General features: G+C 70.2%; 11 protein-coding genes and 1 tRNA gene. 8 read left to right on the top strand and 4 right to left on the bottom strand.

Annotated elements, in window-relative coordinates; all coding sequences use genetic code 11:
- The 3 genes from ACFV57_RS39730 to ACFV57_RS39720 all read left to right on the top strand — a co-directional run.
- Nucleotides 1-8,857 (top strand): amino acid adenylation domain-containing protein (locus ACFV57_RS39730; protein WP_385243164.1); only part of this gene is annotated, 8,857 nt, incomplete at its 5' end.
- Between the two features lie 85 nt (nucleotides 8,858-8,942).
- Entirely contained in the window at nucleotides 8,943-10,091 is a 1,149-nt protein-coding gene (locus tag ACFV57_RS39725; RefSeq protein WP_385243161.1) for a hypothetical protein, read from the top strand.
- A 216-nt stretch (nucleotides 10,092-10,307) separates the two neighbouring features.
- A complete protein-coding gene (locus ACFV57_RS39720; protein ID WP_385243158.1) occupies nucleotides 10,308-12,131 on the top strand; it encodes a DNA/RNA helicase domain-containing protein in 1,824 nt (607 codons plus the stop codon).
- A gap of 4 nt (nucleotides 12,132-12,135) precedes the next feature.
- Here the strand turns inward: ACFV57_RS39720 and ACFV57_RS39715 are convergent, their stop codons facing one another.
- The 3 genes from ACFV57_RS39715 to ACFV57_RS39705 all read right to left on the bottom strand — a co-directional run bounded on the left by ACFV57_RS39715 (nucleotide 12,136) and on the right by ACFV57_RS39705 (nucleotide 17,220).
- A complete protein-coding gene (locus ACFV57_RS39715; protein ID WP_385243167.1) occupies nucleotides 12,136-14,022 on the bottom strand; it encodes a DNA/RNA helicase domain-containing protein in 1,887 nt (628 codons plus the stop codon).
- A gap of 135 nt (nucleotides 14,023-14,157) precedes the next feature.
- Nucleotides 14,158-16,143 (bottom strand): DNA/RNA helicase domain-containing protein, encoded by a 1,986-nt coding sequence (locus ACFV57_RS39710; RefSeq protein WP_385243155.1) that lies wholly within the window; start codon nucleotides 16,141-16,143, stop codon nucleotides 14,158-14,160.
- Between the two features lie 138 nt (nucleotides 16,144-16,281).
- Complete coding sequence (locus tag ACFV57_RS39705; protein ID WP_385243152.1) at nucleotides 16,282-17,220, bottom strand: DUF3800 domain-containing protein; 939 nt, start codon at nucleotides 17,218-17,220, stop codon at nucleotides 16,282-16,284.
- A 518-nt stretch (nucleotides 17,221-17,738) separates the two neighbouring features.
- Between ACFV57_RS39705 and ACFV57_RS39700 the strand changes: the two genes are divergently transcribed.
- On the top strand, nucleotides 17,739-18,218 hold the full coding sequence (locus ACFV57_RS39700) for an MSMEG_6728 family protein (protein ID WP_385243149.1): 480 nt from the start codon (nucleotides 17,739-17,741) through the stop codon (nucleotides 18,216-18,218).
- A 90-nt stretch (nucleotides 18,219-18,308) separates the two neighbouring features.
- Nucleotides 18,309-20,099: an HNH endonuclease gene (locus ACFV57_RS39695; RefSeq protein ID WP_385243147.1), complete on the top strand. Its 1,791-nt coding sequence runs from the start codon at nucleotides 18,309-18,311 to the stop codon at nucleotides 20,097-20,099.
- A gap of 263 nt (nucleotides 20,100-20,362) precedes the next feature.
- On the opposite strand, the gene ACFV57_RS39690 is transcribed toward ACFV57_RS39695, so the two are convergent.
- Nucleotides 20,363-20,434, bottom strand: a tRNA-Arg gene (locus ACFV57_RS39690).
- A 198-nt stretch (nucleotides 20,435-20,632) separates the two neighbouring features.
- Between ACFV57_RS39690 and ACFV57_RS39685 the strand changes: the two genes are divergently transcribed.
- From ACFV57_RS39685 to lysA, 3 genes are all read left to right on the top strand, one after another.
- On the top strand, nucleotides 20,633-21,112 hold the full coding sequence (locus ACFV57_RS39685) for a response regulator (protein ID WP_385243144.1): 480 nt from the start codon (nucleotides 20,633-20,635) through the stop codon (nucleotides 21,110-21,112).
- 101 nt (nucleotides 21,113-21,213) lie between these two features.
- The gene (gene nrtL / locus ACFV57_RS39680; RefSeq protein ID WP_385243141.1) at nucleotides 21,214-22,560 is read left to right on the top strand and encodes an ArgS-related anticodon-binding protein NrtL; all 1,347 of its coding nucleotides are present in this window, start codon (nucleotides 21,214-21,216) and stop codon (nucleotides 22,558-22,560) included.
- A gap of 123 nt (nucleotides 22,561-22,683) precedes the next feature.
- On the top strand, nucleotides 22,684-24,075 hold the full coding sequence (gene lysA / locus ACFV57_RS39675) for a diaminopimelate decarboxylase (protein ID WP_385243139.1): 1,392 nt from the start codon (nucleotides 22,684-22,686) through the stop codon (nucleotides 24,073-24,075).
- Nucleotides 24,076-24,253: the final 178 nt, after the last annotated feature.

Genomic DNA, 24,253 nt, shown 5'->3' with positions numbered 1-24,253 from the left:
CGGCGGCCGGGTCTTCGTCGGCGACATCCGCAACCGGCGCCTGCTCCGGCTCTTCCGTACGGCCGTCGAGCTGACCCGCGCGGGCGCCGACGCCGAGGCGACCGCGCTCGGCGCGCTGATCGACCAGGGCGTCCGCCTGGAGAAGGAACTCCTCGTCGACCCGGACTTCTTCGCGGCACTGCCCGCCGAACTCCCCGACGTGACCGGCACCGACCTCCAGCTCAAGGGCACCCGCCACCACAACGAGCTGACCCGCCACCGCTACGACGCCGTCCTGCACAAGCGGCCCGCCCGAACCGTCTCCTTCGCCGACGTACCGGTTCTGGCCTGGGGCCGCGACGTCACCGACACCGCCGCCCTCGAACAGGCCCTGCGCGCTCGCCCGGGACAGCGGCTGCGCCTGACCGGCGTGCCCAACCCGCGCCTGGCGGGCGAGGCCGCCGCCGAGGCCGCCGTCACGGCCGGCCTGCCGGTGACCGAGGCCCGCGCCCGGCTGGCCGCGTCCGCCGACGCCACGGCCGGGGCCGAACCGCAGCAGATCACCGAACTGGGCGCCCGCCTCGGCCTGTGGACGGCCGCCACCTGGGCACCCGACAGCCCGGAAGGCCAGTACGACGTTCTGTTCGCGCCGCAGGAAGACCTCGCCTCGGCGGCCCCCGTCGGCCTCTGCCGCCCGGCCGGCGCCCTCACCGGCCCCCTCGCGGACCACACCACCGACCCCGGCACGGCACTGAACACCGCCGCCCTGGTCACCGCCCTCCACCGGCACCTGCGCGACCGGCTGCCCGCCCACCTCGTCCCGTCCGCCCTGGTCGCGCTGGACACCCTGCCCCTGACGCCCAACGGCAAGGTCGACCGCGCCGCGCTGCCCGCCCCCGACCCGGCCCACCTCGGCGCCGAAACCGGCGGCCGGGCGCCGCGCACCCCGCGCGAGGGCGTGCTGTGCGAGCTGTACGCCGACATCCTCGGCGTGCCGCAGGTCGGCATCGACGACAACTTCTTCACCCTGGGCGGCCACTCCCTGCTCGCCACCCGCCTGATCGGCCGCATCCGCACCGCCCTGGGCGTGGACCTCCCGATCACCGCCGTGTTCGAGGCGCCCACGGTCGCCGCACTCGCCGAGCACGTCGACGCCGCCGCCTCCGGGGGCCGCCCGGCACTGCGTCCGCTCCCGCGCCCCGACGCCCTCCCGCTGTCGTACGCCCAGCGCCGCCTGTGGTTCCTGCACCGCCTGGAGGGCCCCAGCGCCACGTACAACGTCCCGACGGCGCTGCACCTGTCCGGTGAGCTGGACCACGACGCGCTGCGCGCCGCGCTGGGCGACCTGCTCGCCCGGCACGAGAGCCTGCGCACGGTCTTCCACGAGACGGCCACCGGCACCCCGTGCCAGGTCGTCCGCGACCTCGGCGACCTGTCCGGCCTCCCGCCGGTGTTCTCCGTGGTCCGGACGAACCCCGACGAAGTCCGGCGGCTGGTCCGGGAAGCCACCTGCCACGCCTTCGACATCGCCACCGAACTGCCCCTGCGCGTCACGCTGTTCCGGACCGGACCCGAAGAGCACGTCCTGCTGCTGTTGCTGCACCACATCGCGGGTGACGGCTGGTCGGCGGCGCCGCTCTCGCGCGACCTGGCGCAGGCGTACGACGCGCGGCGCCGGGGCACGGCGCCGCAGTGGGCCCCGCTGCCGGTGCAGTACGCCGACTACACCCTGTGGCAGCGGGACTTCCTCGGCGACCCGCAGGACCCGGCCAGTGTCCAAGCGCGGGAACTCGCTTATTGGACGCGGCAGCTGGACGGCATCCCCGAGGAGATCGCGCTCCCGTACGACCGCCCGCGCCCCCGGCGCGCGACGTACCGGGGCGACGCCCTCGACCTGGAACTGCCCGCCGCCCTGCACGAGAACCTGCACGCCCTGGCGCGCGACACCGGCACCAGCCTGTTCATGATCGTGCAGGCGGGCCTGGCGGCCCTGCTCACGCGTCTCGGCGCCGGCACCGACATCCCGCTCGGCAGCCCCGTCGCGGGCCGCACCGACCAGGCACTGGACGACCTGGTGGGCTTCTTCGTCAACACCCTCGTCCTGCGGACGGACACCTCCGGCGACCCGACCTTCCGCGACCTGCTGCGCCGCGTCCGCGACACCGACCTGGCCGCCTGGTCCCACCAGGACCTGCCCTTCGAGCAGCTCGTCGAGGCCCTCAACCCCGTGCGGTCCGCGGGCCGCCAGCCCCTGTTCCAGGTGGTCGCCGCCGTGCAGAACGCCCCCGAGGGCGGCTTCGACCGGCTCGGCGTCCGCACCCGCACCGAACTGCTCAGCACCGGCACCGCGAAGTACGACCTCTTCTTCAGCCTCTGGGAGCGCCAGGGCCCGCAGGGCGAACCCCGCGGCCTGGACGGCTTCGTCGAGTTCAGCACCGACCTCTTCGACCGCCCCACGGTCGCCACGCTCGCCGCCCAGCTCGTCCGCGTCCTGGAGACCGCCGCCGCCACGCCGGACGTGCCCCTCGCCCACCTCGACGTACTGACCGGCGAGGAGCACGAGCGGCTGCGCCGGGACGCTTCGGCCGCCCGTCCGGAGGTGCGGCACAGCACGCTGCCCGAACTCTTCGCCGAGCAGGCGGCCCGTACGCCCGACGCCACGGCTCTGGTCTTCGAGGACAAGTCGCTGACCTACCGCGAGCTGGACGCGCGGGCCAACCGCCTGGCGCACTGGCTCACCGGCCGGGGCGTGGGCCCGGAGACCCTGGTGGCCGTGGCGCTGCCGCGCTCGGTGGAGCTGGCGGTGGCGCTGCTCGCCGTCCTGAAGGCGGGCGGCGCGTACGTGCCCGTCGACCCGGAGTACCCCGCCGAGCGGCGCGCCTTCGTCCTGGCCGACACCGCGCCCGTCCTCGTCCTGGACGCCGAGGCGACGCGCCGGGACCTGTCCGCGTACCCGGACACCGCCCCCGCGACGGACCTGCGCCCGGCCCACCCGGCGTACGTGATCCACACCTCCGGCTCGACGGGCACGCCGAAGGGCGTCGTCGTCCCCCACACGGGCCTCGCCGCGCTCGCCGCCGCGCAGGCCGAGCGGTTCGCGGTGACGGGGGAGAGCCGCGTCCTGCAGTTCGCCTCGCCCAGCTTCGACGCGTCGGTCTCGGAGATGTGCGTGACGTGGCTGGCGGGCGCCGCCCTGGTCATGGCGCCGGGGGAGCGGCTGCTCCCGGGCGCCGGACTGGAGGACCTGCTCGCCGCGCAGCACGTCACCCACGCCACCCTGCCGCCGTCGGTCCTGGCCGCGCTGCCGCCGCAGGCCACGCTGCCCGGCATCGCCTCACTGACCGTCGCGGGCGAGGCCTGCCCCGCCGACCTGGTGGAACGCTGGTCGCAGGGGCGCCGCATGGTCAACGCGTACGGCCCCACCGAGGCCACCGTGTGCGCCACGGCCGGCGAACCGCTGTCCGGCCGGACGCTGCCCGCGCTGGGCGCGCCGATCGGCGACGTACGGCTGTTCGTGCTCGACGCGCTGCTGCGGCCGGTGCCGGACGGCGCCGCGGGAGAGCTCTACCTCGCGGGCTCCGGCCTGGCGCGCGGCTACCTGGGCCGCCCGGGGCTGACCGCGGAGCGCTTCGTGGCCTGCCCGTTCGGCCCCGCGGGCGCGCGGATGTACCGCACCGGCGACCTCGTACGGCGCCGGAGCGACGGCGAACCGGAGTTCGTCGGCCGCGCCGACGACCAGGTCAAGGTGCGCGGCCACCGCGTCGAGCCGGGCGAGGTCGAGCAGGCGCTCGCCGCCCACCCGGCCGTACGGCAGGCCGCCGTCGCCGCGCGCGCCGACCGCACCGGCGACACCCGCCTGACCGGCTACGTCGTACCCGCCGAGGACGCCGCCCGGCAGACCCTCGCCGCCGACCTCCGCCGCGACCTGCTCGCCCGGCTGCCCGAGTACCTGGTGCCGTCCGTGATCACGGTGCTCGACGCGCTGCCGCTCACCCCGAACGGCAAGGTCGACCGCAAGGCCCTGCCCGCCCCCGACCCGGCCCGCACCGCCGGCGACGCGGGCGGCCGTGCCCCGCGCTCGCCGCAGGAGGAGATCCTCTGCGAGCTGTACGCCGACCTCCTGGGCGTCACCCGCGTCGGCATCGACGACAGCTTCTTCGCCCTCGGCGGCCACTCGCTGCTCGCCACCCGCCTGGTCAGCCGCATCCGTGCCGTACTCGGCGTGGAACTGCCCATCGCCGCCCTCTTCGAGGCACCCACCGTCGAGGCCCTGGTCGAACGCCTCGGCCTGTCCACCGCGCGCGCCCGCGGCGCCCTGCGGCCCGTGCCGCGCCCCGAGGCGCTGCCGCTGTCGTACGCCCAGCGCCGCCTGTGGTTCCAGTACCGCCTCGAAGGCCCCAGCCCCACCTACAACATCCCCCTCATGCTGCGCATCGCCGGCCCGGTGGACGAGGAGGCGCTGCGCGCCGCCCTCGGCGACCTCCTCGCCCGGCACGAGAGCTTGCGCACGGTCTTCCGCGAGACCGGCGGCACCCCGCAGCAGGTCGTCCTCGCCCCGGCCACCGACCCGGACGCCTTCGACATCCTCAGCGTGACCGAGGACGTCCCCGACGACCCGGAGGCCTTCCGCGCACTCCTCAAGGAAGGCGCCCGGCACCGCTTCGACCTGACCGCCGACCTGCCGCTGCACGTAAAGCTCTTCCGCGTCGGCCCGGACGAGAACGTCCTGCTCCTGCTGCTCCACCACGTCGCCGGGGACGGCTGGTCGATGGCCCCGCTCTCCCGCGACGTGGCCACGGCGTACGACGCGCGCCGCGCAGGGCAGGCCCCGCAGTGGACCCCGCTCCCCGTCCAGTACGCCGACTACACCCTCTGGCAGCGCGACTTCCTCGGCGACCCCGAGGACACCGACAGCGTCTACGCACGCCAGATCGCCTACTGGCGCGAACAGCTCAAGGGCATCCCCGAGGAGATCGCCCTGCCCTTCGACCGCCCGCGCCCCCAGCGCGCCTCCTTCCGCGGCGACTCGATCACCTGGGAGATCCCCGCCGAACTGCACCAGCGCCTGCACACCCTCGCGGGCGAGACCGGCACCAGCCTCTACATGGTGCTCCAGGCGGGCCTGGCCACCCTGTTCACCCGCCTCGGCGCCGGCACCGACATCCCCCTCGGCAGCCCCGTCGCGGGCCGCACCGACCAGGCGCTCGACGACCATATCGGCTTCTTCGTCAACACCCTCGTCCTGCGCACCGACACCTCCGGCGACCCCACCTTCCGCGAACTGCTCCAGCGCGTACGGGACACCGCCCTCGCCGGCTGGGCCCACCAGGACCTGCCCTTCGAACAGCTCGTCGAGGCCCTCAACCCGGTCCGCTCGGCGGCCCGCAACTCCCTCTTCCAGACCATGCTCACCCTCGACAACGCACCCGAAGGGGAGTTCACCCTCGGCGGCCACGCCGCCCACACCGAGCCCGTCCACGTCGACGCCTCCCGCTTCGACATGTCCGTCTTCCTGACCGAACGACGCGGCGCGCACGGCGAACGGCCCGGTATGGACGGCGCGATCGAATACAGCACCGACCTCTTCGACCGGCGTACGGTCGAGGCACTGGCCGCCCGGCTCGTCGCCCTGCTCGACGCGGTGACCACCGACCCCGACCAGTCGCTCGCCCACCTCGACGTCCTCACCGCCGACGAGCGCGCCCTGCTGCTGGGCGAGGTCAACGCCACCGACCGGCCCGTCCGGCGCACCTCCCTCGCCGAGGCCTTCCAGGCGCAGGCGGCCGCGCACCCCGACGCCCCCGCCCTCACCTTCCAGGACACGACCCTCACCTACGCCGAACTGAACGCCCGCGCCAACCGCCTCGCCCGGCACCTGGCCACGGCCCACGGCGTCGGCGCCGAGAGCCGCGTCGCCGTCCTCCTGGACCGCTCCGCCGACCTGGCCGTCGCGATCCTCGCCGTCCTCAAGGCGGGCGGCGTGTACGTACCGCTGGACAAGCGCTACCCGGCCGCCCGGATGCGGCTGATCGCGGCCGAGACCGAGGCCGTCGTCGTCCTCACCCAGCAGGGCCTGCCCGCCTCCGCCTACCTCCCCGGCGTTCCCGCCCTGGCCGTCGACGCCTGTGCCGAAACGGTGGCGGACCTCCCCGCCACCGACTTCACCGTTCCCGCCGCCCACGCCGACTCCGTCGCGTACGTCATGTACACCTCCGGCTCGACCGGCACGCCCAAGGGCATCGCCGTCACCCAGGGCGACGTGGTGGGCCTGGCCGCCGACCACTGCTGGGGCGAGGGCGAACCGGACGGCGCCCGGCACACCGTCCTCGGCCACGCCTCCACCGCCTTCGACGCCTCCACCTTCGACCTGTGGGTCCCGCTCCTCAACGGCGGCCACCTGGTCATGGCCCCGCCCGGCGACCTCACCCCGGACGACTACCGGGACCTGCTCACCACCCACCACATCACCGCGGTCCTCCTCACCACCGCCCTGTTCAACCTGCTCGCCGAGGAGTGCCCCGGCGCGCTCGCGGGCGTACGGCAGGTCTGGACGGGCGGCGAGGCCGCCTCCCCGTCCGCCGTACAGAAGATCCTCAACGCCTGCCCCGACACCCGCGTCTGCAACGTCTACGGGCCCACCGAGGTCACCATGTCCGCGACGTACCACGCCATGCGGGCACCCCGGCGGATCGCCGGAACGGTCCCCATCGGCCGCCCCATGGACAACATGCGCGTCTACGTCCTCGACAGCGCCCTGCGCCCCGTCGCCCCCTCGGTGACCGGCGAACTCTACGTCGGCGGCGCCGGCCCCGCCCGCGGCTACCTCAACCGCCCCGCCCTCACCTCCGAACGCTTCGTCGCCGACCCCTTCGGCGCCCCCGGCGCCCGGATGTACCGCACCGGAGACCTGGTCCGCTGGACCGCTGACGGACAACTCGACTACATCGGCCGCGCCGACTCCCAGGTCAAGATGCGCGGCTTCCGCATCGAACTCGGCGAGATCGAAACCGTCCTGGACGCCCACCCCGCCGTCGCCCAGGCCACCGTCAACCTGCGCGAGATCAGCCCGGGAGACGAACGCCTGGTCGCCCACCTCGTGCCCGTCTCCAGGGAAGCCTTCGACTCCACCGCCCTGCGCCGCCACCTGCGCGACCGGCTGCCCGCCTACATGGTGCCGTCCGCCATCGTGGCGCTCGACACCATGCCGCTCACCCCGAACGGCAAGGTGGACCGCAAGGCCCTGCCCGCCCCCGACCCCCGCTCCGAACTCGGCGGCCGCGGCCCCCGCTCCCCGAAGGAAGAGATCCTCTGCGGGCTGTACGCCGACGTGCTGCGCGTCCCCCGCGTCGGCATCGACGACAGCTTCTTCGTCCTCGGCGGCCACTCCCTCATGGCGACCCGCTTGATCAGCCGCATCCGTACCGCCCTGAACGTCGAACTGCCCATCGGCGCCCTCTTCGAGGCCCCCACCGTCGCGGCCCTCGTCCAGCGCCTCGACTCCGCCACGGCCCAGGCCCGCCCGCCGGTCAAGCCCGCGGTACGCCCCGAGACCATCCCCCTCTCCTACGCCCAGCGCCGCCTCTGGTTCCTGCACCGCCTCGAAGGCCCCAGCCCCACCTACAACATCCCGCTCGCCCTGCGCTTCTCCGGCGCTCTGGACCACGAGGCACTACGGGCCGCCCTCGGCGACCTCGTCGCCCGCCACGAGAGCCTGCGCACGGTCTTCCCGCGCCGCGCCCGCGCCGCCCAGCAGATCATCCTCCCGGCCGACTCCGGCCGCGACCTCCTCACCGTCGTCGAAGTGGGCCCCGACGACCTGGCCCCCGCCCTCCGGGAAGCCGCCCGCCACGCCTTCGACATCACCACCGAACACCCCCTGAAAGCCACCCTCTTCCCGACCGGCCCCGACACCCACGTCCTCCTGCTCCTCCTCCACCACATCGCAGGCGACGGCTGGTCCATGGCCCCCCTGTCCCGCGACCTCGCCGCCGCCTACGACGCGCGCAGCGCGGGCGAGGACCCGCAGTGGTCCCCGCTCCCCGTCCAGTACGCCGACCACACCCTGTGGCAACAGGACTTCCTCGGCGACCCCACCGACCCCCACAGCACCTACTCCACCCAACTCGCCTACTGGCGCGACCAGCTGGCCGACCTCCCCGCCGAAATCCCCCTCCCCCTCGACCGCCCCCGCCCGGAAGTCACCACCTACCGCGGCGACATGTTCCCCCTCCACCTCCCCGCCGACCTCCACCAGGGCCTGAACACCCTGGCCGGCGACACCGGCACCAGCCTCTACATGGTCGTCCAGGCAGGTCTGACGGCCCTGCTCACCCACCTCGGCGCCGGCACCGACATCCCGATCGGCAGCCCCATCGCCGGCCGCACCGACCAGGCCCTGGACGACCTCGTCGGCTTCTTCGTCAACACCCTCGTCCTGCGCACCGACACCTCCGGCGACCCCACCTTCCGCGAACTGCTCACCCGGGTCCGCGAAACCGACCTGGCCGCCTGGTCCCACCAGGACCTCCCCTTCGAACAACTCGTGGAGGCCCTCAACCCCGCCCGCTCCACCTCCCGCCACCCCCTCTTCCAAACCCTCCTCACCCTCGACAACGCCCCCGAACGCCACTTCACCCTCGGCGGCCACCACGCCCACCCCGAACCCATAGACCTCCACGTCTCCCACTTCGACCTCTCCATCGGCCTCACGGAACAGCGCACGGCCCAAGGCACCCCGGAAGGCCTGCAGGGCTTCGTGGAATACAACTCGGACGTCTTCGAACGGAAGACCGTGGAGGGGATGGCGGAGAAACTGGTAGGGGTGCTGGGAGCGGCCGCGGCTTCGCCGGACGAACCGATTTCGAAGCTGGCCGGATAGGCGTCGGGGATTCGGTGAGGTTTCGGGCACTGATGGCCGAGACCTCACCGAATCAGCGGCGATCGTCTCGTAGTGAGGAGAGCACGTGTACCTGATCCGGGCGTCGGCGGACGAACTGCACGCGCTGCATCTGCGCGGCGGCCTGGTGGAGACGATGGAAGAGGCCGAACGGAGGCTGGGGCGGAAGGAGACGAACCATAACGAGAGAAATGCCTGGAATTTCAGCCTTCCGGCGATGGCGCGGGACCTTGTCGGTGCGGGGCTGGGTGCGGTGGACATGATGGCGGAGTACGCATTTCCGGGAGCAGCGGGTGAGGCCGATGTCGTACTGGCCGGGTTGCACCCGCAGACCCGCGACTTCTCCTATGCCGTCGTCGAACTCAAGCAGTGGAGACGTGTCAGGCGCGCTCCCGGATCCGTGGGTCGCTTCGCGGTCGGGGATTTCACCGGAAAGCTCAAGAAACACCCGGCCGAGCAGACCGCGGCATTCTGCCGGGCACTTCTTCGGTCGCATGAGCTGTTCATGGGCCGCGACGACCGGCTGGTCGGCCTGGTGTACCTTCACAACGCTTCCGACAGCGACATCGGTGACTTGCTGTCGTACGAGCGGACGCACCTGTCGCACCTCTTCACCGGTGACTCCCGGGGGGCGCTGATGAGGTTCTTGCGGGAGCGTTTTGGGCCTGAGCCGGGGCGCCCCGCCTCGGAGCGCTTCGAAGGAGGTGCCGTGGCGCAAGACGACGAGTACACGTCGTCGCCGTCAGGAGGACACAACGGCTTTCGATTGCTGCCCGATATGGAGGCTGCCGAGCGCTACGCACTGGACGTGCTGAGGGCCACATATGCCGCAGACAGCAAGGCCGTACTCGCGATAACAGGAGCAAGCGCCGACCAGGGGCGGGAACTCGCCACTTCGATGGCAACCGCCCTCCGCAGCGCCGGCTACACGTCCGTGAAACTTGACGAACACGAGCCCTTGGTGCCTGCGGCGTGCGATGTACTGTTCTGCGACGGCGCCACGCTGCTCCGTGGAAAGGATCGGCAGCGATTCCTCGACGGGCGCAGCGCAACAAGCGCTCTCGTAGCGGATGTGATCGCTGCGTCGCGGGTTCCGGTGTTCTTGCTTGCGGACGGTATGACGAGCCCGCCGCATGTGGGCCACCTCGTGCAACAGACGGCGGATGCCCTGCAGACACCGGTGCGCGTGATCCCCCTCGACAAAGAGTTCCGCTGACGGGACCGGAGTCCCGCTGCCCCCCCCGTCGATACGGTCACCAGCCGAGGCCTGGCTACAGTTGACCGACAAGAGATGCGGCCCGACGGGCTTCCAGTGACGGACACGCCCCCACCCGCGAGATGGCTCGTGCGTCAGGGGACACGTGTGAAACCGCTGCTCCGTTCGTCAGCCCGTGCGCTGGTCGATCAGACGACGTTGGCGAACCCTCCGTACGTGGAGGAACTGGCCAGTTCCTACTTCTTCACTTATCGGCGGCGGCCCTCAGCGGCCGAGAAGAGGTCGTGGGAAGAAAGCATCAGCGCGCTGGCGAGCCTCCTGGCGGATGCGGGACTCAAAGACGTGGAAATGCTCATCGAGTATCAGCTTCCGATGTGCAGTCTGCGGGCGGACGTCATTCTCGCAGGCGTTCACCCGGAGACTGGAGAGCCCGCTTACGTGGTGGTGGAGCTGAAGCAATGGAGCCTTGCCCACACCATCTCCCACGCGGCCGACCTCTGCGAGGTGCCGCACGCACGATACCGCCGGGCACTGTTGCACCCTGTTGCCCAGGTCGACGGTTACTGCGAATATCTGAGAGATCTGACGCAGGTGCTCGACGGGCACGAGGAGCGCGTCAGCGGCGTGGCGTACCTGCACAACGCCACGGATGCCGCTGTGCAGACCCTTTTGTCGGCCGCGGTGGCGGATGGAAGGCTTTTCACCAAGAACACCCGGGAAGCATTGATGCGGTTCCTGCGCCGGAAAATAGCGCAGGACACCGAGCACAGAGCCGGAGACGCGCTGCTGCGGAGCAGACGGTCGCCAGGAACCAAGCTGATGAACGTCGCCGCGGAAGTCGTACTGCAGCGCGACGCCTTCACCCTGCTCGGTGAGCAACGAAAAGCGTTCTCTCTGGTGCTCAGAACGCTGGAACTGGCACGGAAGCCCCAAACGAAGAAGGAACTCGTCCTGATTACGGGCGGGCCAGGATCCGGGAAGAGCGTCATCGCTCTGTCCCTCTTGGGAGAACTGTCACGTCAGGGACGTCGAGTGGCTCACGCGACGGGATCGAAGTCGTTCACCAAAACCCTGCAGACGACGATCTGCCACGGCCGGAGAGGCACCGGAAAGCTCTTCACATACTTCAACAGTTACACCAACATGCGCGCGAACGACCTGGAAGTGCTGCTCCTCGACGAGGCTCACCGCATCAGGGAGACGTCGAACGGGGCTCCGGCGGGCAGCCGATGGGCCAGGCAGAAGCAGATCGAAGAACTGATCACGGCGGCACAGGTGCCGGTGTTCCTCCTGGACCAGCACCAAGTGGTACGCCCCGGTGAGACGGGGACCGTCGAAGTCATCGAGAAGACCGCCAGAGAGAAGGACATCGTGGTGCGCCACGTCGACCTGGACGGGCAGTTCCGTTGTGGCGGCAGCCGCGCCTATGAAGCGTGGGTCCTGAGGCTGCTCGGACTCGAGCAGGGCGGCCCGGTGCCGTGGACGGGGAAGGACACCTTCTGTCTCGAGGTGGCCGACAGCCCCGAGGACCTGGAGGAACGGCTGCTCAGCAAGTGTGAGCCGGGCCAGACCGCTCGTATCGCGGCGGGCTTCTGCTGGCCGTGGAGCGATCCGAAGGACGACGGGACGCCGGTCGACGACGTGTGTATCGGGGCATGGCGACGGCCCTGGAACATCAACGACAAGGACGGAGCAGGCGACCTGCCCTCGTCCGACCTGTGGGCGACACACCCCAACGGTTTCAGCCAGATCGGCTGCATCTACACGGCGCAGGGCTTCGAGTACGACTGGAGCGGCGTGATCATCGGTCCTGACCTCGTCTGGCGCGAGGGAGGGTGGCGAACCGTCCGGTCCGCCAGCGAGGACCCAGCGCTGTCGGACGCCTCCGCCGACGACTTCGGCCGACTGATCCGCAACACCTACAAGGTGCTGTTGACCAGGGGGATGGCCGGCACCGTCGTGTACGCGACGGATGCCGGGACCCGCGCGAAGCTGCGCGAGATCGTGCGGGAGCGGGCCCCACGGCCCCGGGCGCGGTGAGCTCTCAGACGGGGTCCGAAGCCGACGGCCCGGGCCGTGCCGTCAGTTCGCGGAGCTTGGCCCGGGTCTCGGCGTCGGTCGAATAGACGACCGTCCCCACCATCCCCCGGGTCAGCAGCACCTTGTAGGTGTTTCGGACCAGGCGGTCCACGTCGGCATCCGGTGTCGACCGTTTGAAGGCCGGGTCTTTGGAGGCCGCACGGTCCACGACCCACTGGTCCCCACGCCATACGAGGTCAGGGCCGATGATCACACCGCTCCAGTCGTACTCGAAGCCCTGCGCCGTGTAGACACAGCCGACCTGTCCGAAGCCTGCGGGGTCGGTGGCCCACAGCGCCGACGGGGGAGCGCCCATCACGGACCGTTCGCCCTTGAGGTTCCACGGACGCTGCCAGGTGCCGACCGTGACGTCCGCGGGAAGAGGCTCGCCGGGCTTGGCCTCCGACCACCTCCAGCAGTAGCCGGCCGACATCCGCGCTCCGTAGCCCTTGGCCCGACGCTCCTGCAGGAACGTTTCCATTTCCTCGGGGGATTCGGCGACCTCCAGTTCCATCCGGTCATCGGGCTCCCAGACGAGGGGGCCGCCGGCTTCGAGCCCCAGCAGCCGCACGACCCATCGCAGGTAGGCATCGCTACCGCCGCACCGGAACTGGCTGTCCAGCGGGACCTCCCGGCATCGCAGGCCCTTGGCCGCCGCAGCCGCCCTTATCTCCTCGACGGTCCCCAATTCCCCTGGGCGCACCACTTGGTGCTGGTCCAGAAGGAACACGGGAACCCGTGCCACATCTATCAGCTCCTCGACCTGTGGCTTACCGCTGCGGTCCGCGGCCCGGGTGTAGCGATTCGCGGACGTCTCGCGAATGCGATGCGCTTCGTCACACATCAGCACATCCAGACTGTTGCGCCGTGCCGTCATGAAACTGTTGAAGTACTTGAACAGCTCCTGGACCTCACGCTTGCGCGCTCCGGCGACTTTGCGCATCGTCCTCGTGAACGACTGAGACCCTGTGGCGTGCAACGCCGGGACACCACGCCGGTACATCTCACCCAGCACCGACAGCGCGATGACACTCTTTCCCGTCCCCGGCCCTCCCGTGACCACCAGTACTTCCTTGTGGTCGGCCTCGTGCGCCTTCTCCACAGCGCGTAACACCATCTCGTAGGCAACCCGCTGCTCATCCAAGAGTACGAACTGCTCCCGTTCCCGCACTTCCTGTGCGGCCACACTCATCAACTGCTTCGACGGCTGTGTCTTCCCGTGGAGCAGCGCGTCAGCAGCTGCGGCGCCTGACACCGGAGCCAACAGTGATTGCAGATAGGCGAGAAACTCACCGCGCCGCTCAGCGGTGAACATGCGTCCGCGCTCGTCCTGGTGCGCCTCGTACAGTGATCCGGCACCGAACTCCGTCGCATTGTGCAGATAAGCGACACCGGAAATCCTGTCGGGGTGTTCCGCCAACGCTCCGTTGAACGACGCCAGATACGCGCAGTAGCCGCGGACCTGCTCGATCGGGTTCAGTACCGGCCTGGAGAACCCGTCCACCCGGCACAGCGCCGGCCCTTCGTCCTCGTCCGGGTACGCCTCGCTCCACTGCTTCAGCTCGACGACGACGTACGACGGCTCCTGGGTGCGCGGGTGCACGCCGGCCAGTATGACGTCGGCCCGCTTGCTGGTCAGCGGCAGCCCGTATTCGACCAGCATCTCGACCTCGCCCAGACCGGCGCCGAGCAACGCGCCGGTCAGCGCGGGAATGCTGCGCTCCCACGAACGTACTTCGGCAACTCCGGGCCGATGGCCGTGCACGTGCACGAACTGCTCACTGAGAAGCGCGGCCAGCGACCCCTCGAGGTTGCGGGCTGCGACGGCGTTGGCGGATTCGCGGAACAGCAAGGAAAAGCCCCCAGACAGCACGAAACGCTCACTGCGATGGGAGCGTGCCCCGAGTCGGAGGCCCGCCGGCCCGCAATGATGTTTGACCGGATGTTACCCAAGGCGCTGCGCGTCGCGACGGGCCGGAAACCTCGTTCAGCTTCTGAGGATCTTTCGCATGGGTTTGGGCAGCGCGTGCTTCACCGACGTGATCACATGGCCACGCAGAGCATCCCGCGTGGCATCGTCTTCGGCGTAGATCACGACTCCTCGGACGCCACGGGTGAGCAGGACGTGGTAGGCGTTGCGCACACAGCGCTCGACGTCGGCCTGCGCGATGGACTTCGGGCGCAACTCCCGATCACGGGTCGCCGTCCGGTCGACGATGAAACGATCCTCCCTCCACACGAGATCTCGCCCGATGACGACGCCCACCCAGTCGAACTCGAACGTCTGAGCCGTGTAGACGCAGCCGATCTGTCCGGCTCCTCGGGGATCCGTGGCCCAGAAGTCCGCGTCGGGGACACCGTCCACCGCATGGCCGGACTTGACGTTCCAGGGGCGGCGCCACGCCTCGATCGTGACGTCGGGGACCAGTGTCCCGTCGTTGTCGGGATTGCTCCAGGGCCAGCAGAAGCCGGCCACCATCCGGGCGCTGTCGCCCATCGCTTCGCGCGACTTGAGGAAGTCCTCCATCTCCTGCGGTGTGTCGGCCAACTGCACCTCCATCCGCCCGTCCGGTACCCATGCCTGCGGCGTGTTCACGCCCACGCTGAGGAGCCTGAGAACCCAGTCCCGGTAGTAGGCACTGCCCTGGGCCCGGTACATCCCGTTCAGGTCGATGAGCGTGTGCTTGTAGCCGAGCGCTTCGGCCCGCTGCTTCAGGTACTCGGCCGTACCGACCTCATCGGGACGAAGCGATTGCCAGTCGTCGAGCAGAAAGACCGGCACCCGGGCGGCTTCGATGATCTCGTCTGTTTGGGCCCGAGGGTTCTCGCGCTCGGCCTTGGGGGTGTAGCGGTCCACGGAATGGCGGCGAATACGGTGTGCCTCGTCGCAGATCACCACGTCACAGCCGTCCACCCCGAGCTTCTTGAGCTGGTTGAAGTAGCTGAACAGCCGGATGGCCTCCTTCTTGGCCTTGCTCTTCGACCCCTGGGGCGCCTGCTTCGCGTACGCGTCGCGCAGGGTGAGCGTCAGTGCCTTGGCGCCGGTCGCGTGGACGACGTCCCAGCCGGCGGCAGCGAGGGTCCGGCGCAGCTCCAGCGCGATGGCGCTCTTGCCGCTGCCGGGGCCGCCTCGGACGATGATGACCTCTTTGATGCCGCCGTTCTGTACGCGGCGCACCGCCTCATGGACTTCCTGATGGGCGATTTCCTGCTCGTCGAGCAGTTGGAAGCACGCCGGGCCGCCCGACCGGGAGGTGACGTTCACATCGGTGATCTTCGGCGGCGCGTACTCCGCCGAGTCGATGAGGGCCTGCGCCGCCTCTCCTCCGGACCGTGGAGCCAGCCGCGCGCCGAGCCACTTACGGAACGGCTCCAGGCGGTCCTGGGTGAACAGCCTTCCGTGGTTGCTCGCGGGAAGGGCGAAGAGTTCGGCCACGTCGGCGTCGTGAGCGTTGTGCATCAGCACCGCTCCCGCGATCCGGTCCGGCTGCCCGTGCAACATGGCTTTGTGCTGCATCAGGTACTGGCAGTACTGCTGTACCTGCCGGACAGGGTGCAGCTTCCACTCCTCGTAGCCGAGATTGACGGCCACGGACCGCTCGGGGTGCACGTCGGCCTTGCGCTGCTGCTTCAGCTCGACGAGGACGTAGGAGGGCAGACCGCTCGCCGGGTGCACTCCGGCCAGGAGCACATCCACCTCGGCATTGGTGTGCGGCAGCCCGAACTCGATGAGTACCTCGACCTGGCCGAGCCCGAGCCCGTCGAGCGCGTTGATGACTACGGGAAGGCTGTTGTTCCAGGCGTCGATGAGCGAGGACGCCGGTTCCCTGTTACGGACATGACCGTTCTTGTACGCCTCGGCCAGACTGTCGGTCAGCGGGCGTCGGAGCCCCGGCTGATGCTGGATCTCCTGGACCAACGCGGACACGGGCGCCCGGAGCAGATACGACGACAACGACTTCCCCAACGACACGAAGGTCTGTGTGCGGTGGAGGCATGTCCGGCTGAGGAAGCCTGTCGGTCCGCGATGACAAAGGGAACGCTAGCGCGAATGAGGCACGCCTGTGTCGCGCGGCTCCCCAGACGGCACAGGGTGGGGCGAGGCGGCCTGCTAGGGAGACGGGGCTGACGCGTCGGGTACGGAAGCCACCGTCGCCAGGTCACTGGGGGAGACCCGGCGGCCGGAACCGGCACGGGGAGCGCCGTCGGCCACCGCCGGTGACGCGAAGAGTTTCCCTGCGGACTTGCGGCCGCGCCCGTCCGAGACGACGACCCCGCCGGACCATTTGCCGCCGGGCAGCTGATAGCGGTGCTGGAGCTTGCCTATCTGAGGACAGTGCCGGTCACGCACAGGAACGTAGCCCGGGTCGCAGTGCACGTTGCCGTGGAGGTCTCCGGCGTATGTGACAGCCGCGGACGGGGCCAGCACCGCGGACACCAGGAGGTCTGCGATCTGCAGGCCGAGGTGGGTGTTGCTGTGGCCGAACACCGGGGACTCGGGGAGGTGGGGAAGTTGATCGCCATCCGCGCTGAACTTCCGCGTGGTCACACAGTGCACGTTGTGGCTGTTGTCCGACGGGTTACGGCTGTCGAGGACCGCGATGCCGCTGCTGGACCGTTCGGTGAGGTAGTGCTCGAAGTCGGCGCAGAGGGCGGAGACCGCCGACGCGTACATGGCAGTGTCGTCGTAGACGACACCGTCCTGCTTCACCCAGATGCGAGCCAGTACCGTGCACTCCCGCTGTTCGAGGATGCGGAGCAGGTGTGTCAGGAAGCCGTGTGCCATGCGCTGCTGCTTGCGTCCTTTGCGGCGGAACGACTTGCGGAGCGACTCGCCTTTGACCTCGTGATGGACCACCTGGGTCAGGGGAAGGTCCTTGCGCAGCGCGGGACGGAACTTCTTCTTCAGCTCGATGAAGTCCCAGGCGAGCGCCCCGACCTGCCTCTCGGGGACCGTGAAGCCTCCGATGGCCAGGACGGGAACCGAGTCGGGTACTGCGGGATTGAGCGTCTGCCCGGTTCCGGACTCGTCGATGTAACACAGATACAAGTGACGCCCCCCTGGCGCGGAAACAGCTATGGCCGGCCCCAGAACCCCGGGGGCGGCCATAGGAGGTGCCACGCCGGGCGCAGCCCGGTCGCAGCGTGGTGTTCGTGCTGTCGAGCAGCGTATGTGCGGGTGTTCGACCTGACAATCAGGTCGGCCTGCGGATGGATGAGGGGAGGAGTGCCCGGTTGATGCTGAAAATGTGGTCACGCGGTCCCCGGGGCGGCCATACAGGCCTGTGCGCTGGGCAGCGGACAAGGTCTCTCGTGCCGACGTCCCTGACACCCCGCCCTCCGGAACGGTGTCGTCGCAGCCACCGGGGGCCGTGGCCGCATCCGTCGCAACATCGGCAACTCCACGCAACCTCCCGGGACTCCGCCACCGCGGTGATGCGGGGCCGCTCGTTCGTCGAGCCGCTCGGTGGGGTCATGGCCGGGCAGATGCTCCGGCGGGACCGCCGGACCCGTGAAGATCAGCGCTTTCGGGGTGATCACCGAGCGGTCGCGGTTACACATCCACGCATGCAGACCTTTCTTCCGTTCCCCGACTTCGCCGCCTCCGCCACCGTCCTCGACGCCCGTCGTCTCGGGAAGCAGCGCGTGGAAGCACTCCAGGTACTGCGCGGTCTCACCGTCCCCGGCTACGGCTGGCGGCATCATCCGGCTGTTCGCATGTGGACGGGGTACGAGGAGGCGCTCGTCCGGTACGGTCTCGAAATGTGCCGCGAGTGGGCCGACACCGGCCGCCAGGACACCTGCGCCCTGTCCATGACCGAAGACTTCGCCGCGTACCGCCCACGGGCCGGCGTGCGCTCGTACGCCGAACTGGCCGACGCCGGCGACCTGCCGAACTGGCTGGGTGACCCGGCATTCCACCGCAGCCACCAATCGGCCCTGGTCACGAAGTTCCCTGAGCACTACCGCAGGCACTTCCCCCAGGTTCCGGCAGGTTTGGCATATGTGTGGCCATCGTCCGATCGCGCACCGGGCCGGAACGGCTGATCGCTCAGCGACAGGAAGCCATGAAGGGGGAGGGCTTCGGCGGTTCGGCATGGACCGTACCCGTCGTATCGTCCTATTAATCTTTCCCGCATGGTCCTTGGGAATGTGACGCGTGCAGGACTGCTGGCTTCCGTAGAGGAGTGTCAGTACCTGGGGCATGACGCTTTTCGTCACCGGTACGGCTCGGGGCAGGCCACGACGCTCTCGCTGGTCGTGGACGACAACCGGTACGACGCGGTAGCAACCGCATGCGCAGCGCACCTGTACTCGGTCGGCAACCGGCTGTCGGCTGACGACCTCACTGACGGCGCTCACGCAGTGGCACGTCGTCTGCGTGAACTCGGCTTCACTGTGGAGGACGGGTCCGCCGACGCGAGCGGGCTGCAGCGGACGGCACCGCAGTTGCTCCTTCAGCCCCGCGGAGGCGCTCGGGATCATGGCCCGCAGAATTTCGCCAGGTCGGTACGGCAGGGCGTGGAGATCGCACATATTCAGGATGCGCTCGGCGAGCAGGCGGATGTGCTTGCGGACTTGTACCCGGACGGGATCGCCCGGCTGTGGGGCTCCGTCCCTACCAGGCAAGTCAACAACGAGAAAGTGAGAGCGTTGCGGGGCCGGCGCGTTGGCGACGACGTGTACTTCTACGCAGGTCACCATTTCTTTGCTCGCGCCCGCATTCTTCATCTGTTCAACAGCCCGCCCGTGGCACACGCCGTCTGGGGAACCGATGCGAACCAGGCCACCTGGGAGAACATCATGGCGTTGGGAGAGGTCGAGGAGTTCTCCGCCCCCGTTCTCGCGGCGCCGATCCTGCGGAGCCTGAACGTTCCAGCACCCCTGCGCAGCCTCACCCTGCGGTCCGCGGAGGACTACCGCCGCGTTGTGGATCTCTTCCCGGACAGGCAACAGCCGCCGCGGCCCGCAGCGCCGACCAGGCCCTCGGCGGCCTCTCCACGGCTGACCTCCTCAGGTCTGCTGAACCGTCTCGGCTCGCTCAACGCACATCGTCACCCCGGGCACCGAGCCCCGAGCCGCCATCAGCCCATCACTCTGCTGTGGGCGATCTCCCGAGTCGCCTCGGGCAAGGCGCGCCTGGCGCCGTGGGCATGTTTCCGCACGGAGGTCGGCCCGCTCCTGGCCGAATTCGGGTTGACCGGTTCCAAAGTCACTCCCGAATACCCCTTTTGGCATCTACGCCGCAGTGGCTTGTGGGAGGTGCATGGAATCCCGGGGGAGGCCGGCCGCATGCCGCAGATCGGGATCTTCAACACGCACCAACCCGTCGCGGGTCTGTCCTGTGAAGCCGCCGAACTTCTGCGGGACCCTATGACCCGCCTGGAGGCTGTGGCCACGCTGTGCAGCACCTACCTCGACACCGTTGACCAGCGCACGTTGCTCAACAGGATCGGCCTCGCCGGATACGCGACGGCCAACGGCCTGACCGAAGACAGCGCCGTCGACGAGGTCGCCGATGAGGAGCCGGCGGCAGGGCCCACCGCGCGACGGACTCCCGGGTCCGCACGGCTGGTGCGCAACGCCGCTCTGGCGAGGCAGGTCAAGGAACTGCACGGTCACACTTGCCAGGTATGTGAAACGCGTCTGCGGTACAAGCGCAGGCCTTACAACGAGGCTGCCCATATCCGTGGCCTCGGCTTCCCGCACAACGGTCCGGACGAACTGTCCAACCTGCTCTGCCTGTGCCCCAACCACCACGTTCTCTTCGACGGTCTGGAGATCTACGTGGCCCCGGACGGTGTCGTGAGAAGAACGCAGGGGGGCGAACCGCTGGGGCGCCTCCGCCGGCACCCCGGCCATCGGATAGCTGAAACGTACCTGCGCTACCACCGCACCCTGTGCGACCTCAACAAGCGGGCGGGGTGACAACGGCTCCCGTACGGCCTTCAGACGCCGGTCATCGCATCGAGAACCTCTGCCGGGACGAGGATCGCGACCTGTCCCGTCCCGCGCCCTGGAATCGGTCGGGCTATAGCCTCGCACCGCTCCAGGGCCTCGCGGTGAACATCAGGACCCGCCCGGTCGCCTCGACGCAGAGCTCCTCCGAGTACTGCCAGCCCGCACATACGCAAAGACCCCATCCTCAGCGTCTCCGCTGATGACGGGGTCTCCAGGCACCTCATAAAAGGTGCCCCCGGCAGGATTCGAACCTGCGCACACGGCTCCGGAGGCCGTTGCTCTATCCCCTGAGCTACGGGGGCGTGTCTGCTGCTCTCGCGGCGACGGGTAGAACACTACCAGCTCTGATGGGGTGTTCATGAACGGGTTGGGGAGTGGGGGCGTAGCGCATGTGGGGGTGGGGGGACGGGGGGTCGGGGAAAGGTCCCTCGCACGGGGCGGAAGTGGGGAAAACCCGGACGCAGCCGGAGGCGCGCGCCTAGTCTCAAGGTGTGCCTGGCTTGTCCGGCCGGGTCCTTGTGGTCGACGACAACAAGGTCATCCGGCAGTTGATCAGGGTCAACCTTGAGCTTGAGGGCTTCGAGGTCGTGACCGCGGCTGATGGTGCCGAGTGCCTGGAGATCGTGCATCGGGTCGCTCCGGATGTGGTGACGCTCGATGTGGTGATGCCCCGGCTCGACGGACTGCAGACGGCGGCTCGGCTGCGCGCCGATCCGCGGACGCGGGGGATTCCCCTCGCCGTCGTCAGCGCCTGTACGCAGGCGGAGGTGGAGAGCGGGCAGGCGGTGGGGGTGGACGCGTTCCTGGCGAAACCGTTCGAGCCGATGGATCTGGTGCGTACGGTGCGGCGGCTGATGAGTCGGCGCGGGGAGCCCGGGGGCGGGGGGCTGGCCGACGCGGATGCGGATGCGGACGCCGATGCGGAAGCCGAGGTTGAGGCCGAGGGGGATGCGGAGTCGGTTGTCCGTCCTGCGGGGTGAGGGGGCGAGCCGTCGCGGGGGAGGGAGCGAAGGGCCGCTGAGGTGTCCGGTGGGTGGAACCGGGTGGCGGTGGGGGACCGTTTCTCCCATACGCTGGGGGTGTGACCCCCGCTGAGTTCTCCCGCGCCGTCCTGCGCTCCGTGCGCGACGCCGTGGAGGCCGGGGAACTTTCCGTGACGGTTCCGGAGCGGGTTGAGGTGCGTGCGCCCGCCCCGCGGAGCGGCGGTGCCGGGGACGCCGACCTGGCGTGCAATGTCGCGTTGCAGGTTGCCAAGGAGGCCCGGCGGGCGCCGCGCGAGGTGGCGGGGGTGCTGCGCGAGCGGCTGGTGAAGGTGTCCGGCGTCGGTGGTGTGGAGATCGCCGGGGCCGGTTTTCTGAATGTGATGTTGACGGGGTCCGCCCGTGCCGCGCTCGTACGGAGTGTGCTGGCGCAGGGCCGGGGGTACGGAAGCGCCGGTTACGAGTACCGGAACGCCGGCCAAGGGCACGGAAGCGCCGGTGGTGAGCACGGAAGCACCGGCCACGGGCATGGCGGTGGTGCGCACCAGGGGCGGGTGCGGGGCGCGTGGCCCGGGCGGCCGATGGGACAGGAGCCGGTGGTGCTGCGGGCCGCGGCCGGGGTGCGCGCCGCGGTCATGGTGGAAGCGCTGGAGCGGATTCTGCCCGCGGGGGGAGTGGGCGTCGGTCCCGCGACAGGCGTGAAGCAGATGGCGCGGGGAGAGACGACGGCGGCGCAGACCGCGGAAGCGGCGCAGACCACGGCGGAAGCGGTGAAGACGGCGGCGCAGACCACGGCGGAAGCGGCCAAGGCGGTGGCAGATCCCGCGGCGGAAGCACCGAAGCCCCCCCACCCCCCGATCGAGATCGTTCGCCCCCGGCCCATCAACGAAGGTTTCGAGACGGAAGGCTCCCCGCGCCCGGACGCCCCCCTCCCCCCCTCCGCAGCCGTTCCGCACGACTGGCGCGCGCTGACCGCTCGCCTGGGCTCCGACGAAGCCCGCTGGGTTCTCCTGCGTCCCGCACCGCAGGACGCCGTGCGGGTGCCCGAGCGGCCGGTGCAGCGGGAGGGCAACGGGCGGTTCCGGGTGCAGTACGCGTATGCGCGGACCTGTGCGATGACGCGTAATGCCCGGGAGCTGGGGTTCGCGGCAGAGCCGGGGGATGTGGGGGGCTCGCGGGTGGCCCGGGAGGTCTGGGCCGCGATCGCCGAGTATCCCGGTGTGGTCGAGGCCGCCGCGCGGCACCGGGCGCCCGACCGGGTCGCGCGGCATCTGGAAGTGACCGCCGACGCCTGGCTGCGATGTCACGACGTGTGTCCGCCGCTGCCCGTCGGGGAGGAGAAACCCTCGGCCGTGCACCGCGCCCGGCTGGCCCTCGCCGAAGCCGCCGGAACGGTGCTCGCCAACGGCCTTCACCTGCTCGGCATCTCCACGCCCGATCGTCTTTAGACCTGGTCCGGAGACTGGCGGTCGACGTCCGGCGCCGATGCCCGGCAACGGATGTCCGGCAGTCGATCCGCGCAGTCGACATACGACGAGGTCGTCCACGTACTTGAGGGGAATTCCCACGCCATGAGCCGTTCCGCCCACCCCGCAGGCCCCCGTCACGGCGATGTGCTGCCCGAGGGGCACTACACCGCTCCGCCCGCCGACCTGAACAGTCTCGACCCGCGGGTGTGGTCCCGTACGGTCCGCCGGAACGAGGACGGGGCGGTCACCGTCGGCGGGATCGACGTGGCCACGCTCGCCGAGGAGTTCGGGACACCCGCGTACTTCCTGGACGAGGACGACTTCCGGGCCCGCTGCCGGGCGTGGAAGGACGCGTTCGGGGAGGGGGCGGACGTCTTCTACGCGGGCAAGGCCTTTCTTTCGCGGGCCGTCGTGCGGTGGCTGGCGGAGGAAGGGATGAATCTCGACGTGTGCAGCGGCGGGGAGCTGGCCACCGCGCTCGCGGCGGGGATGCCGGCCGAGCGGATCGCGCTGCACGGGAACAACAAGAGCACCGAGGAGATCACCCGGGCCGTGGAGGCCGGGGTCGGGCGGATCGTGCTGGACTCCTTCCAGGAGATCGTGCGGGTGGCGCACATCGCCGACCGGCTGGGCAGGCGGCAGCGGGTGCAGATCCGGGTGACGGTGGGCGTCGAGGCCCATACCCACGAGTTCATCGCGACCGCGCACGAGGACCAGAAGTTCGGCATCGCGCTGGCCGGCGGGCAGGCCGCGGAGGCCGTACGGCGGGTGCTGAAGCTGGACGGGCTGGAGCTGGCCGGCATCCACTCGCACATCGGTTCGCAGATTTTCGACATGGCCGGTTTCGAGGTGTCCGCGCGGCGCGTGGTGCAGCTGCTGACCGAGGTACGGGACGAGCACGGCGTCGAGCTGCCCGAGATCGACCTGGGCGGCGGCCTCGGCATCGCGTACACCTCGGACGACGACCCGCGCGAGCCGCACGAGATCGCCAAGGCGCTCGGCGACATCGTCACGCGCGAGTGCGCGGCGGCGGGGCTCGCCGTGCCCCGGCTCTCCGTGGAGCCGGGCCGCGCCATCGTCGGGCCGACCGCCTTTACGCTTTACGAGGTCGGCACGGTCAAGGAGCTGGACGGGCTGCGTACGTACGTCTCCGTCGACGGCGGCATGTCGGACAACATCCGTACGGCGCTGTACGACGCCGAGTACAGCGTGGCGCTGGTCTCGCGGGCCTCGGACGCGCCGCCGATGCTCTCGCGGGTGGTCGGCAAGCACTGCGAGAGCGGCGACATCGTCGTACGGGACGCGTTCCTGCCCGCCGATGTGGCACCCGGTGACCTGCTCGCCGTGCCCGCGACCGGCGCGTACTGCCGGTCGATGGCGAGCAACTACAACCACGCGCTGCGCCCGCCGGTGGTCGCGGTGCGCGAGGGGCAGGGGCGGGTCATCGTCCGGCGGGAGACGGAGGAGGACCTGCTGCGGCTCGACGTCGGCTGACGGGGGCGGCGGCCACGGGCGGGGCCGGTGCGGCGCCGCCCGTACGGCCGGTGTCCGCCCGGCCCGTCGGGTGACCGACAATGGTGGAACAGATGTCTCGGCATCCGGACCGGGGCCGGAAAACCCGGTCCGGTGGGTGAGACTGGTGCATTACCGAGCAGGAAAGCGAAAGAGGTCG

The sequence above is a fragment of the Streptomyces sp. NPDC059788 genome, from assembly GCF_042732265.1.
Lineage (GTDB): Bacteria > Actinomycetota > Actinomycetes > Streptomycetales > Streptomycetaceae > Streptomyces.
Note: the sequence above shows the minus strand (reverse complement) of the source record. Positions and strands in the feature narration are given on the sequence as shown.